A 12,622-nucleotide genomic window follows, 5' to 3' on the forward strand; every position below is an offset into this window, starting at 1 on the left:
CTGATTCGTGCTCTTAAAGTTCGAAGAATCAAACAGCGAAAATCTTGCCCGGGTTCATGATCCCGTTCGGGTCGAACACCGCTTTGACGGCTTTCATGTACTCGATCTCGACCGGGGAACGGCTGTAGGTCAAGTAATCACGCTTGGTCATGCCCACGCCGTGTTCGGCGGAAATCGAGCCGTTGTACTTCTCGACGGTTTCGAACACCCACTTGTTGACGGTCGCGCACTTGGCGAAAAACTCGTCCTTGCTCAGGTTTTCCGGCTTGAGGATGTTCAGGTGCAAGTTGCCGTCGCCGATATGGCCGAACCAGACGATTTCGAAGTCTGGATAGTGTTCGCCGACGATCGCGTCGATTTCCTTCAGGAACGCCGGGACTTTCGACACGGTTACCGAAATGTCGTTTTTGTACGGCGTCCAGTGGGAGATGGTTTCGGAGATGTATTCGCGCAACTTCCACAGGTTCTGCAACTGGGTCTCGCTCTGGCTCATCACGCCGTCCAGCACCCAGCCCTGCTCGACGCAGTGCTCGAAGGTTTCCAGGGCCAGGTCGGCTACCTCTTCGGTGGTCGCTTCGAATTCCAGCAGTGCGTAGAACGGGCAATCGGACTCGAACGGCGCCGGCACGTCACCACGGCCCATGACTTTTGCCAGGGCTTTGTCGGAGAAGAATTCGAACGCGGTCAGGTCGAGCTTGCTCTGGAAGGCGTGCAGCACCGGCATGATCGAGTCGAAATCGGCGGTGCCGAGGACCATGGCGGTGAGGTTTTTCGGTGCGCGGTCCAGGCGCATGGTCGCTTCGACCACAAAACCGAGGGTGCCTTCAGCGCCGATGAACAGCTGACGCAGGTCATAACCCGTAGCGTTCTTGATCAGGTCTTTGTTCAGTTCCAGCACATCGCCTTTACCGGTGACAACTTTCATGCCCGCGACCCAATTTCGGGTCATGCCGTAGCGAATTACTTTGATCCCGCCGGCATTGGTGCCGATGTTGCCGCCAATCTGACTGGACCCTGCCGAGGCGAAGTCCACCGGGTAGTACAGGCCTTTTTCTTCAGCCACGTTCTGCAAATGCTCGGTGACCACGCCGGGCTGGCAGACCGCAGTGCGGTCGGTCAGGTTCACATCGAGAATCTGGTTCATATAGTCGAAAGACACGACCACTTCGCCATTGGCTGCCACGGCAGCGGCAGACAACCCGGTGCGCCCGCCGGATGGCACCAGCGCCACCTTGTGCTCATTGGCCCAGCGCACAACGGCCTGAACCTGCTCGGTTGTCTTGGGAAACACGATGGCTGTCGGGGCCGGGGCGAAATGCTTGGTCCAGTCCTTGCCGTAAGCATTCAGGGAGTCGGCATCGGTCAGCACCTTGCCAGGCTCAACCAGGGTCTTCAGCTCTTCAATCAGGACAGGATTGGTCATCGACAGAACTCTCGAACAATTCATGGTCATCCTGAGAACGCTTCACGTCGCAGGAATGGGTGTTTAGCGGGGCGCTTATGCTAGCATACCGACCCCGCAGGAGAGTGCCCAATGGCTGTTCTGCGGCGACGGCTTTCTTGCCGCTCGGGTCAGCGTCTGCTGGCTACTTCCCTGCCAATTTTCTCCGGGATACAGGTTTACGCAGATGAGCAAGACTTCTCTCGATAAGAGCAAGATCAAGTTCCTTCTTCTCGAAGGCGTCCACCAATCGGCTGTCGACGTCCTCAAGGCGGCGGGCTACACCAGCATCGAGTACCTGACAGGTTCTCTGCCGGAAGCCCAGCTCAAGGAAAAGATCGCTGATGCTCACTTCATCGGCATTCGCTCGCGCACTCAACTGACCGAAGAGATCTTCGATCAGGCGAAGAAACTGGTGGCTGTCGGTTGTTTCTGCATCGGCACCAACCAGGTTGACCTGAACGCGGCTCGCGAACGCGGGATCGCGGTGTTCAACGCGCCGTACTCCAACACTCGCTCCGTTGCCGAGCTGGTGCTGGCCGAAGCGATCCTGTTGCTGCGCGGTATCCCTGAGAAGAACGCTTCCTGCCACCGTGGCGGCTGGATCAAGAGCGCAGCCAACTCCTTCGAAATCCGCGGCAAGAAGCTGGGCATCGTCGGATACGGCTCGATCGGTACTCAATTGTCGGTCCTGGCTGAAGGCCTGGGGATGCAGGTGTATTTCTACGACACCGTGACCAAGCTGCCGCTGGGCAACGCCACTCAGGTGGCGAGCCTGACCGAACTGCTGGGCATGTCCGACATCGTCACCCTGCACGTTCCGGAAACCGCTGCGACCCAGTGGATGATCGGCGAGAAGGAAATCCGCGCCATCAAGAAGGGCGGGATCCTGATCAACGCTGCTCGCGGTACTGTGGTCGAGCTGGACGCCCTGGCGGACGCGATCAAGGACAAGCACCTGATCGGCGCGGCCATCGACGTCTTCCCGGTGGAGCCACGTTCCAACGAAGAAGAGTTCGAAAGCCCGCTGCGTGGCCTGGACAACGTAATCCTGACCCCGCACATCGGTGGTTCCACTGCTGAAGCGCAAGCCAACATCGGTCTGGAAGTGGCAGAAAAACTGGTCAAGTACAGCGACAACGGTACCTCGGTATCGTCGGTGAACTTCCCGGAAGTGGCCCTGCCGGCTCACCCTGGCAAGCACCGCCTGCTACACATCCACGAAAACATTCCGGGTGTGATGAGCGAGATCAACAAGGTCTTCGCCGAAAACGGCATCAACATTTCCGGTCAGTTCCTGCAGACCAACGAGAAAGTCGGCTACGTCGTGATCGACGTCGATGCCGACTACTCGGAAATGGCGCAAGAGAAGCTGCAGCACATCAACGGCACCATTCGTTGCCGTGTATTGTTCTAAAGGAGCAGCTACAAGCGGCAAGTGCGTTTGCCTTAACTTGGCGCTTATAGCTTGAAGCTTGCAGCTGTAAAAAAGGGAGCCCCTCGGGGCTCCCTTTTTTTATTTGACGTTGACGGTGATCTTCTTCGAAACGATCGGCGGGTCGAATGGCATGTGTCCCGCATCCCCCAGTTCGAGCTGCAAGGTATGCTTGCCCGGTGCCAGTTTTACTTCAGCCTGGGTCTGCGCCTTGCCGAAGTGCATATGGTTGGCATCCGTTGGAATCGGAGCACCCGCGGCTGGCAATTTGTCGACATCGATCAGCAAGTGGTGATGGCCGGTGTTTTTGGTGACATCACCCGCTGGCGCCAGCGCGATGTCCTTGACGGCGAACTTGACGATGAAAGTCTGCCCAACCGTGGCACCATCTTCGGGAGAAACGATGGACACTTCTGCCCCTTTGGGCGCCGGTGTGGCAGCGGTTGCCAGCATCGAAGCCCCCATCAGCAGGCTCGCCAATACTGCTCGTGACATAAAGGTTTTCATTCTCTTCTCCAGTTTTTCCATAAAATCGGCGCGGCCATGACAACTTCACGGCCATTCGTTGTCGAAGGCTCTCGACAACCATAGCAAAGCGAGCCTGAACCAGAGCATCGCGATAATGAATTCAAAGGAGTGACCATGCGTTTTTTGCCTGGCCTGATCTGCCTGCTACCCCTTCTGAGCCCCTTGGCTCATGCCGAACTGATTGACGATGTGAACGATCGTGGTGAATTGCGCATTGCCCTTGAGGCTAATACACCGCCCTTCAATTTCAAGGACGACGGCAAACTGACGGGCTTCGAAGTCGAATTGGGTCAGTTGTTGGCCCATGAACTGGATGTGCGGTCCGACTTCGTCATTACCGATTCCGGCGACATGCTGGCCGGTGTCGAAAGCGGCAAGTACGACATCGCCATCAACCACATAGCAATGACCCCGGATCTCAAGGATCGTTTCGACTTCAGTGCACCTTACATCCACACAGATGCGCAATTGATCGCGCAGAAAGACGAGCAACCGCGTTCAATTCTGTTGGTGCAGTCGCTGACGGAAGAAAAGCCGAAAACCGCCCCGGCTGTGGACCTGGCGATTCCATTTCAGAAGGGCAACCCGGCGTTTCACGCCAGCCTGGAGAATGCACTACAGCGGATAAAGGCGGATGGGCGATTGGAGGCGTTGTCGCAGAAGTGGTTCGGGGCGGATACGAGCGTGGCGCCCAAGCCCTGAAGCCACTGACGGCCCCCCTGTAGGAGCTGGCTTGCCAGCGAAGAGGCCGTCACATCCAGCGATGATGTTGGCAGACAGGCCGCCTTCGCTGGCAAGCCAGCTCCTACAGGGGGGATTGTGTAGGGCATCAGATCTTCAGCGCGGCGGCTGCTTCTGCCAACTCCAACTCACTGAAGACCTGAACACCATGGCGCTTGAGCAACGCCGCGGTCACTCCTTCACCACTGACCTTCACCCCACTGAACGTCCCGTCATAAGTCAGCAAATTCCCGCAAGACGGGCTGTTGGCCTTGAGCACGGCAATGCGGATGCCGTGCTTTTGCACCAGTTCCAACGCTTGATAAGCCCCCGAGAGAAACTCCGCACTGACATCCGCACCTTCGGTGGTGATCACCGATGAATTTCCATCGAGCACCTCGCCGCCCTGCCCGCCCGGAATCTCCGCGGCGGCCCGTGGCGTTGGCAACCCACCGGCCACCTCCGGACACAACGGCACTACCCGACCCTCTTCGATCCACTGCTGGAGCTGATCGAACGGCCCGCTGGCCCCGCCGTCGTAACGTACGCGGTGACCCAGCAGACAGCGGCTTACCAGAATTTTCTGCATGATCAGAACGGCTCGTTGCCGCGACGCCGGAACCAACCGGTCAACGACAGGCGCTCTCGCATCGCGGGCAGGACTTCGTGTGGCACCTCACCCGACAGGAACACCACCAGGCATCCGCCGACAGGCACCACATCGTATTCGACCCCCTCATCCAGGTACATGCGCAACTGACCACCGTGCTCGGGCAGCCAGGCATCATTGAGATAAACCACCGCCGAGACCATGCGCCGGTCATCGTCGCGGAAGCGGTCGAGATGCTTGAGGTAGAAAGCACCGGGCGGATACAGGGCGAAATGACTTTCGAAATCTTCCAGGCCCAGGTACAAACCGCGATTCATCGCCTCGCGCAGGCTGTCCATCAGCACCAGATAACTGTCGCACGCCAGCGCCTGCCCTGGCTCGATCCACTGGATATGGTCGCCGCGAATCCCCTCGCGAACCTCCGATGTCGGCCCGCGGCCCACGGCGGCCGGGGCCAGTTCACCCTCGGCAGCACGTTTACGGCACTCGGCCGCCAGTTCCCGGGTCAGACCCAGAGGCAGGAAAATATTCTGCTGCGACCAGCCGTGCTCAGCCAGGTCGTCGACGATACGTAACAGCAGCGGGTGATCAGAGGGTATTTGCATGGCGCGCATAGTATTCCTGTGCCTGAAAATCCGACAGAGCCGCGCAGCGGGTTGATACGAATTCTCGACAAGTCCCCATGCCCCACGGAGAATAGTCGCCTGCCGACAGGAGCCCCTATGCGTCGTTTGCTTTTCTCACTGCTGATGTTCTGCGTTATGCCCGCCTGGGCAGACGGCCACGACCAGTTGTACAAGGTCGCCGGCTGGCCAGAACAACGCGCGCATTTCAACGACGCTCTTTCGGCTGCTCAACAGCGCTACCAGAACAGCCTGCCGCCGGCGGTGTTCCAGGCGCTGGTCAACAACAGCAATCAACGCTTTGCCCCCAAGGCCGTGGACCAGCGCGCCGAAGCACAACTGCGCAAGACCCTCGCCGATCCGAAACCGGCGTTGACGTTTTTCCAGTCACCCCTGGGCAAAAAAATCGTTGCCGCCGAACTGCTGGCGACCCGTCGGGACCAACTGGCAAAAAACGCCAAGGGTTTACCGAAGATTCAGGCCAGTGACAGCCGCCTGCTGATCATCGGTCACCTGGCCCAGGCCCTACCCGCTCGCGAGGCCGGCGCCGAAGTCAGCCTGGCGATCGCCGGTGTCGCGGCCGACAGCCTGAGCTCAATGATCCCCGGCCTGCTCGGCGGTGGTCAGGCGCAAGGCATGTTGAACGGTCAGCGCCAGCGCCTGATGGACCAGATCGGCAGCGATTTGAACAACACGCTGTTGTATGTCTATCGTGATCTGTCGGATAACGAGTTGGAGGAGTTCGCCACCTTTGCCGAGTCGGCTGAAGGCCAGGCTTATTATCAGGCGGCGTTGGCGGCGATTCGGGCGGGGTTGGCGGTGGGGCAGGATACTTCCACGCTTCGCCAATAATCTCTGGCGCCTGCAAGGGCCCCATCGCGAGCAAGCTCGCTCCCACATTAGACCGTGCTTGTCTGAACAACGCGTTCAACTGTGGGAGCGAGCTTGCTCGCGAAGGGGCCCGAACTGCCGCTACAGATTCCGACCCTTGACCCGCTTGCTCAAAAACCCGAAATACTCCCCCCGCAACGCCAGCGTCTCATTCGCCAGATGATGCCGCGCCTCCGGCAGCATCAACACCTGCGGCCGATCGAACTTGGCCTTCAACACGGCAAGGTTATGCTGCCAATCCACCGTCATATCCGCCTGCCCCTGCACAATCAGCGGCCGCCGCGTGCTGCCCGGCGCGGCTTCGATGCGCTTGATCCATCGCGCCAGCGCACCGACCCAGGCGGTTGGCAAACGCAGTGGCTGCAACGGATCAGCCTGCAAAAACGGCAAGAAATCCGGGTCGTTGGAGTTCTCGCTGAAGCGCCGGGCGATGGCTTTTACGAAAGGCTTGAGCAGGTAATAGCTCAGTCGCGACCAGCCCCAGGCCCGGGGCCGCACTAATGGCGACAGCAGGATCACCTGCCCTTGTGCCGGACTGCTCGCCCCCGCGTTGAGCACATGATCGATCACGATCGCACCGCCAGTGCTTTGCCCGCACAGGTGCCACGGCTGCGGCAGATCGAGGGAGCGCGCCTCGGCGAACAACCCTTGCAGCGTGTCCTGATACTCGGCGAAATCCTTGATGCTGGCGCGTTCACCGCTGGACAGGCCATGCCCTGGCAAGTCGCACGCAATCACGGCAAACCCCTGGTCCAGCGCCCACGCGATCACATGCCGGTAGAGCCCGGTGTGATCATAAAAGCCGTGGAACAAAAACAGCGTCGCCCTGGCCTGCTGCGGCCACCAGAACTGGCTGACCACGTCATAACCATCCACCGCGAAACGACCCAGGCCGCTGCGCAGGTGTCGCCCCGGAAAGTCGAGCCCGTAGAAACGCTGGTAGGCCAACGCTTCCACCGACAGCGGCCGCGCCTTAGCCAATGGCTGCAGACTGGCACGCAGATGATCGGGGTCGAAAGTGAGAGACATGGACGATTCCAGAGCATGAAACGGACTTTATAGGCCTGCGATATTCATCTGTCGCGGCAAGCATGGCAAGCTGGCCGACCTTCGAGGATTGAAACCCATGCGTTCACCCTACCGCACCCCACTGCTTGCCAGCCTGCTCGCCCTCGTCTGTGCCGGTGTGCTTTGGGCCGCTTATGACTGGTTTCAAGGACGCTACCTGCGCGCGTTCAGTTCGCACACCGCCGTGTTTTCCGGCGACCCGTTGCGCCTGCCCGACAACCTCGCCGGCCGAGGCGCCATCCGCCTGGTGCACTTCTGGGACCCGGCCTGCCCGTGCAACGTCGGCAATCAACAACACCTGAGCGAACTGGTTGAGCAGTATGGACCGCAGGGCGTGGAGTTTTACGCGGTACAAAAGCCCGGCAGCCACGGCCAGTTGCCGAGCACCTTGAGCAGCCTGAAAACCATCACCGTCCTGCCCGGCTCCGAACAGATCCCCGCCAGCCCGGCCGTGGCGATCTGGGATCGCAGCGGCAAGCTGGCGTATTTCGGCCCGTACAGCGAAGGCCTGACCTGCAATTCCAGTAACAGTTTTATCGAGCCGATTTTGCAAGCGTTGAACGAAGGCCGAACGGTGAACGCCACGCACACACTGGCGGTGGGGTGTTACTGCCCGTGGCCTGTCGATACAACGAAATAGGGAAAAACTCCGCAATACGAATCCCTCCTAAGGGCGATGGGCCAATTCGCCGAGCCGTGTTAAACAGTGGCGCCAGGGAACAGCTGCCACTAATAACAAGGAGTCACCATGAAACGTAGCCTGACCGTTCTCGCCCTGCTGATTGTCGCGCTCGCCGCGGGCGCCGGCTGGTACGTTTACAGCAAGCAGCCGACACGCCAGGGCACGGTCGAGCTGCAACACTTGCAAGGTTCGGTCACCGTGCGCTACGACGAGCGCGGCATCCCGCACATCCGCGCGGAAAACGAACCGGACTTGTACCGCGCCCTCGGGTACGTGCACGCGCAGGATCGGCTGTTTCAAATGGAGGTCCTGCGCCGCCTCGCTCGCGGGGAACTGGCCGAGGTGCTCGGCCCGAAGCTGCTCGATACCGACAAGCTGATGCGCAGCCTGCGCATACGCGAACGTGCCGAAACCTACCTGGCCGACATGGACAAACAATCGCCGGCCTTCATTGCCATGCAAGCCTATCTGGACGGGATCAACCAGTATCAGGACAGCCATCCGAAGCCAGTGGAATTCGATGCACTGGGCATCGCCAAGCGCCCGTTCACCGCCCAGGACACCATCAGCATCGCCGGGTACATGGCCTACAGTTTTGCCGCGGCGTTTCGCACCGAGCCCCTGCTGACTTACGTGCGCGATCAGTTGGGGGCCAACTACCTCAACGTGTTCGATCTCGACTGGCAGCCCAAAGGCGTGCTGGCGAAGACGCCCGGCGGCGCCGTTCCGTCCCTCGCCAGCGCCGACTGGAAAGATCTCAACGCCCTCGCCCGCCTTAGCGAACAGGCACTGGCCGACAACGGCCTGCCGCAATTCGAGGGCAGCAACGCCTGGGTGGTCTCCGGCAGTCGTACCCAGAGTGGTAAGCCGCTGTTGGCCGGTGACCCGCATATCCGCTTTTCCGCGCCGTCGGTGTGGTACGAAGCGCAGCTATCGGCGCCGGGTTTCGAGCTCTATGGTCACTATCAGGCGCTGATGCCGTTCGCCTCCCTCGGGATGAACCGCGACTTCGGCTGGAGCATCACCATGTTCCAGAATGATGACCTGGATCTGATCGCCGAGAAGGTCAATCCGCAGAATCCGAATCAGGTGTGGTATCGCGGCAAGTGGATCGACATGGTGAGCAGCGAACAGCAGATCGCGGTAAAAGGCCAGGCGCCCGTGACGCTGGTGCTGCGTCAGTCGCCCCACGGTCCGATCGTCAACGATGCACTGGGCAACAGCGTCGGCAAAACGCCGATCGCCATGTGGTGGGGCTTTCTCGAAAGCCAGAATCCGATCCTCGAGGGCTTCTACCAGCTCAACCGCGCCGACACGCTGGCCAAGGCACGCAGTGCCGCCGCCAAGGTACAGGCGCCGGGCCTGAACATCGTCTGGGCCAATGCCAAGGGCGATATCGGCTGGTGGGCGGCCGCGCAATTGCCCAAACGACCGGCGGGTGCACGGCCGTGGTTCATCCTCGACGGCAGTACCGCCGAAGCGGATAAGGAAGGCTTCCACCCATTCAGCGCCAACCCGCAGGAAGAGAACCCGGCGCGAGGCTATATCGTCTCGGCCAACTTCCAGCCGCCATCGCCCACCGGGATGGAGATTCCCGGTTACTACAACCTGGCCGATCGCGGTCAGCAGCTCAATCGCCAGCTCAGCGACAAAACCATCAAGTGGGACCTGGCCGCCAGCCAGAAGCTGCAATTGGGCACCACCACCGCCTACGGCCCGCGTTTGCTGGCGCCCTTGTTGCCGGTACTGCGCGAAGTGGTGAGCGATCCGGCCGAACTCAAACGGGTGGAGCAACTGGCCCAGTGGCAAGGCGATTACCCGCTCGATTCCACCAGCGCCACGCTGTTCAACCAGTTTCTGTTCAACCTGGCTGATGCGGCGATGCACGATGAACTGGGCAATGATTTCTTCGAAACGCTGCTCTCGACCCGGGTGATCGACGCTGCCCTGCCGCGCCTGGCTGCGACCGCCGACTCGCCGTGGTGGGACAACCGCAATACCCTCGGCAAGGAAACCCGCGCCGATACAGTCAGGGTTGCCTGGCAAGCGAGCCTCGCGCACCTCAAGACCACCTTGGGTGCGGATTTCGCGCAATGGCAGTGGGGCAAGGCGCACACCCTGACCCATGGCCATCCACTGGGGCAGCAGAAGCCGCTGGATCGGGTCTTCAACGTCGGCCCGTTCGCCGCTCCTGGCGCCCACGAAGTGCCGAACAACCTCTCCTCCAAAATCGGCCCGGCACCGTGGCCGGTGACCTACGGGCCGTCGACCCGTCGCCTGATCGACTTCGCCGACCCCGCCCACAGCCTGACCGTCAACCCGGTTGGTCAGAGTGGTGTGCCGTTTGACAGGCACTTTGATGACCAGGCCGAGGCGTATATCGAAGGGGTGTATTTCCAGGCGTATCTCAACGATGAAGAAGTCAGCGCCAATACGCGCAGTACGTTGAAGCTGTTGCCGGCGCGTTTGGGGCAATAGATTTTTATTGCCTGGGCTGCCGTCTTCGCTGGCAAGCCAGCTCCTACAAGGGATCGGCGGCGCGTTCGGGGCAATAGATTTTTGTTGCCTGGGCTGACGTCTTCGCTGGCAAGCCAGCTCCTACAGGGGATCGACGGCGCATACGATTTTTGTGTCCACCGGAGATCAAAATGTGGGAGCGAGCCTGCTCGCGAAGAGGCCCTGACAGGCAACAACAATGTCAGCTCACACCATCGCCGCAAAATTCAGCCTGAATTGCTGCGGCGTCACTCCAAGCCGGCGGTTGAACACACTGCGCATATGCTGGGCATCGCGAAACCCGCACTGATAGGCCACGGTCTTGAGCGGCGAACGGGTGCTCTCAAGCAGCACCCGCGCCGCATCCACCCGCGCCCGTTCGACGAATTCCGCCGGGGTGATCTTCGCCTCCCTGGTAAACACCCGGGAAAAGTTGCGGGCGCTCATATTGGCGGCGTTGGCCAGGTCGGCTATTGCCAGGTCGCCGGTGAGGTTGGCCAACACGTAATGCTGGACCATTGCCACGGCCGAAGTCGGTTCCGCGTGGGGCGTGAGGAATGGGCTGAACTGCGATTGCCCACCCGAGCGCTGGGTGAATACCACCAGCCGCTTGGCCACGCTCAGGGCCACTTCCGGCCCATGGTCCCGACCCAGAAGGTACAACGACAAATCGATCCCCGCCGTGACTCCGGCCGAGGTGTACAGCTCGCCATCCTGCACGTACAGGCGATCGGCCTCGACCCGGGTCGAAGGGCATAACGCCGCGAGTGCCGCCGCATCGCCCCAATGGGTGGTCACCGTTCTTCCATCAAGCAAGCCGGCCCGGGCGAGGATGAAGGCGCCGTTGCAGATCGAGCCAAAACGTTGCGCCGACGCACTGGCATCGCGCAGCCAGGCATCGAATGCCGCGCCGAAATTCATGAACGGCAACTGTGGCCCACCGGCCACCAACAACAAGTCATAGGCTTGCAGCGCCTCGCTGAAATGCCGATGGGCGTTGAGCGACAAACCGTTGGAGCACGCCATCACCCCGCGCTCGACGCCGATCACTTCCAGGCGATAGTGATCTTCCGGTGCCAGGAAACGATTGGCTTCGCAGAACACATCCATGGGGCCGGTGACGTCCAGGGACTGGACGCCGGAAAACACCACGATGGCGACGGTTTTTTGCATGGTTCAAAACGCCCTCAATGGGTTGACGCCGCAATGACGGCAAACACAAAACCTGTGGGACCGCACTTAGCTTCCAACCCTAGCCAATCCGCGCGCAACAAGCGAGATTGGCGCGATATGCCTGTTCATTGGCAAGGATCGCAGCCATGGATCGATTGTCCGGCTCGGGGTGCCGGAACAGACTGGATTCCTCAGCGCCGCCACGGCGTTCTCCACGAGGAAAGCAGCATGAGCAGCACCATCGCCGGCATCAAAATCCCCGACAGCGCTTTGGCCAGGGCCACCACTGAATACATTCGCGACGTCGAGTCAGACCTGCTGTATCACCACTCACGCCGGGTGTTCCTGTTCGGTGCCCTGAGCGGTGAGCGCAAGCAACTGGCCTACAACCCCGAGTTGTTGTACGTCGGCGCGATGTTCCATGACCTGGGGCTGGTGGAAGGTCATCGCACGGAGGACGAGCGCTTTGAAGTCGACAGTGCCAATGCCGCCAAGGCGTTTCTGCAGCCTTACGGTTTGTCGGATGACGATATCGAGCAGGTGTGGTTGTCGATTGCCCTGCACACCACACCGGGCGTGCCGCAACACCTGCGTCCCAACGTGGCGCTGGTCACGGCCGGGGTTGAAATGGATGTGCTGGGTATCGACTATGCCGCGTTCCCGACTGTGCAGCGTGAAGCGGTGGTGCATGCGCATCCACGGGGTGAAGGGTTCAAGGCGTGCATTCTGTGTGCATTCGCCAATGGCTTCAAACACAAGCCGGACACCACGTTCGGCACGGTGAATGCGGATGTGCTGGTGGACAGTGAGCCGGGGTTCAAGCCGATGAACTTCGTCGAGGTCATCCGCAAATCGCCGTGGGTGTCCTGACCTGATCGCCTGATCCTGATCGTTCCCACGCTCCGCGTGGGAATGCAGCCCGGGACGCTCCGCGTCCCATCAAGAGTCGAACGCA

At 60.5% G+C, this 12,622-nt stretch carries 12 protein-coding genes; 6 read left to right on the top strand and 6 right to left on the bottom strand.

The features are described from left to right. Positions 1-28: 28 nt before the first annotated feature. Positions 29-1,423, bottom strand: coding sequence for a D-2-hydroxyglutarate dehydrogenase (locus ACA067_RS31275; protein WP_497459903.1), 1,395 nt, complete (start codon positions 1,421-1,423; stop codon positions 29-31). 205 nt (positions 1,424-1,628) lie between these two features. On the opposite strand from ACA067_RS31275, the gene serA reads away from it, so the two are divergent. Further along, positions 1,629-2,858, top strand: a complete 1,230-nt coding sequence (serA, locus tag ACA067_RS31280; RefSeq protein ID WP_497459904.1) for a phosphoglycerate dehydrogenase — start codon at positions 1,629-1,631, stop codon at positions 2,856-2,858. A 99-nt stretch (positions 2,859-2,957) separates the two neighbouring features. On the opposite strand, the gene ACA067_RS31285 is transcribed toward serA, so the two are convergent. Continuing rightward, entirely contained in the window at positions 2,958-3,383 is a 426-nt protein-coding gene (locus tag ACA067_RS31285; RefSeq protein WP_497459905.1) for a DUF4399 domain-containing protein, read from the bottom strand. 135 nt (positions 3,384-3,518) lie between these two features. Between ACA067_RS31285 and ACA067_RS31290 the strand changes: the two genes are divergently transcribed. After that, positions 3,519-4,106 (top strand): transporter substrate-binding domain-containing protein, encoded by a 588-nt coding sequence (locus tag ACA067_RS31290; protein WP_497459906.1) that lies wholly within the window; start codon positions 3,519-3,521, stop codon positions 4,104-4,106. A gap of 127 nt (positions 4,107-4,233) precedes the next feature. On the opposite strand, the gene ACA067_RS31295 is transcribed toward ACA067_RS31290, so the two are convergent. Both ACA067_RS31295 and ACA067_RS31300 read right to left on the bottom strand, forming a co-directional pair. Continuing rightward, positions 4,234-4,713 (bottom strand): 2-thiouracil desulfurase family protein, encoded by a 480-nt coding sequence (locus tag ACA067_RS31295; RefSeq protein ID WP_497459907.1) that lies wholly within the window; start codon positions 4,711-4,713, stop codon positions 4,234-4,236. Positions 4,714-4,715: 2 nt separating this feature from the next. Continuing rightward, positions 4,716-5,348, bottom strand: coding sequence for a 2OG-Fe(II) oxygenase (locus tag ACA067_RS31300; RefSeq protein ID WP_497459908.1), 633 nt, complete (start codon positions 5,346-5,348; stop codon positions 4,716-4,718). Between the two features lie 108 nt (positions 5,349-5,456). Between ACA067_RS31300 and ACA067_RS31305 the strand changes: the two genes are divergently transcribed. Then, positions 5,457-6,209 (top strand): DUF2059 domain-containing protein, encoded by a 753-nt coding sequence (locus tag ACA067_RS31305; protein WP_497459909.1) that lies wholly within the window; start codon positions 5,457-5,459, stop codon positions 6,207-6,209. A gap of 120 nt (positions 6,210-6,329) precedes the next feature. Here ACA067_RS31305 and bipL read toward each other — a convergent pair whose 3' ends face one another. Further along, positions 6,330-7,277, bottom strand: coding sequence for a phospholipase BipL (gene bipL, locus ACA067_RS31310; protein ID WP_497459910.1), 948 nt, complete (start codon positions 7,275-7,277; stop codon positions 6,330-6,332). Between the two features lie 97 nt (positions 7,278-7,374). Between bipL and ACA067_RS31315 the strand changes: the two genes are divergently transcribed. Both ACA067_RS31315 and ACA067_RS31320 read left to right on the top strand, forming a co-directional pair. Then, positions 7,375-7,956 carry a DUF6436 domain-containing protein gene (locus ACA067_RS31315; protein WP_497459911.1) on the top strand — a complete coding sequence of 194 codons (582 nt, stop codon included), beginning with the start codon at positions 7,375-7,377 and terminating at the stop codon, positions 7,954-7,956. Between the two features lie 108 nt (positions 7,957-8,064). Further along, positions 8,065-10,476, top strand: a complete 2,412-nt coding sequence (locus ACA067_RS31320; RefSeq protein WP_497459912.1) for a penicillin acylase family protein — start codon at positions 8,065-8,067, stop codon at positions 10,474-10,476. 225 nt (positions 10,477-10,701) lie between these two features. Here ACA067_RS31320 and ACA067_RS31325 read toward each other — a convergent pair whose 3' ends face one another. Continuing rightward, positions 10,702-11,667, bottom strand: a complete 966-nt coding sequence (locus tag ACA067_RS31325) for a GlxA family transcriptional regulator (protein WP_497459913.1) — start codon at positions 11,665-11,667, stop codon at positions 10,702-10,704. Positions 11,668-11,895: 228 nt separating this feature from the next. On the opposite strand from ACA067_RS31325, the gene ACA067_RS31330 reads away from it, so the two are divergent. Then, on the top strand, positions 11,896-12,537 hold the full coding sequence (locus ACA067_RS31330) for an HD domain-containing protein (RefSeq protein WP_497459914.1): 642 nt from the start codon (positions 11,896-11,898) through the stop codon (positions 12,535-12,537). Positions 12,538-12,622: the final 85 nt, after the last annotated feature.

It is taken from the genome of Pseudomonas sp. LBUM1674, assembly GCF_059695635.1.

Coding starts and splice junctions, on each gene's coding strand:
- ACA067_RS31275 (WP_497459903.1), bottom strand. CDS start 1,423: ATGACCAATCCTGTCCTGATTGAAGAGCTGAAGACCCTGGTTGAGCCT.
- serA (WP_497459904.1), top strand. CDS start 1,629: ATGAGCAAGACTTCTCTCGATAAGAGCAAGATCAAGTTCCTTCTTCTC.
- ACA067_RS31285 (WP_497459905.1), bottom strand. CDS start 3,383: ATGAAAACCTTTATGTCACGAGCAGTATTGGCGAGCCTGCTGATGGGG.
- ACA067_RS31290 (WP_497459906.1), top strand. CDS start 3,519: ATGCGTTTTTTGCCTGGCCTGATCTGCCTGCTACCCCTTCTGAGCCCC.
- ACA067_RS31295 (WP_497459907.1), bottom strand. CDS start 4,713: ATGCAGAAAATTCTGGTAAGCCGCTGTCTGCTGGGTCACCGCGTACGT.
- ACA067_RS31300 (WP_497459908.1), bottom strand. CDS start 5,348: ATGCGCGCCATGCAAATACCCTCTGATCACCCGCTGCTGTTACGTATC.
- ACA067_RS31305 (WP_497459909.1), top strand. CDS start 5,457: ATGCGTCGTTTGCTTTTCTCACTGCTGATGTTCTGCGTTATGCCCGCC.
- bipL (WP_497459910.1), bottom strand. CDS start 7,277: ATGTCTCTCACTTTCGACCCCGATCATCTGCGTGCCAGTCTGCAGCCA.
- ACA067_RS31315 (WP_497459911.1), top strand. CDS start 7,375: ATGCGTTCACCCTACCGCACCCCACTGCTTGCCAGCCTGCTCGCCCTC.
- ACA067_RS31320 (WP_497459912.1), top strand. CDS start 8,065: ATGAAACGTAGCCTGACCGTTCTCGCCCTGCTGATTGTCGCGCTCGCC.
- ACA067_RS31325 (WP_497459913.1), bottom strand. CDS start 11,667: ATGCAAAAAACCGTCGCCATCGTGGTGTTTTCCGGCGTCCAGTCCCTG.
- ACA067_RS31330 (WP_497459914.1), top strand. CDS start 11,896: ATGAGCAGCACCATCGCCGGCATCAAAATCCCCGACAGCGCTTTGGCC.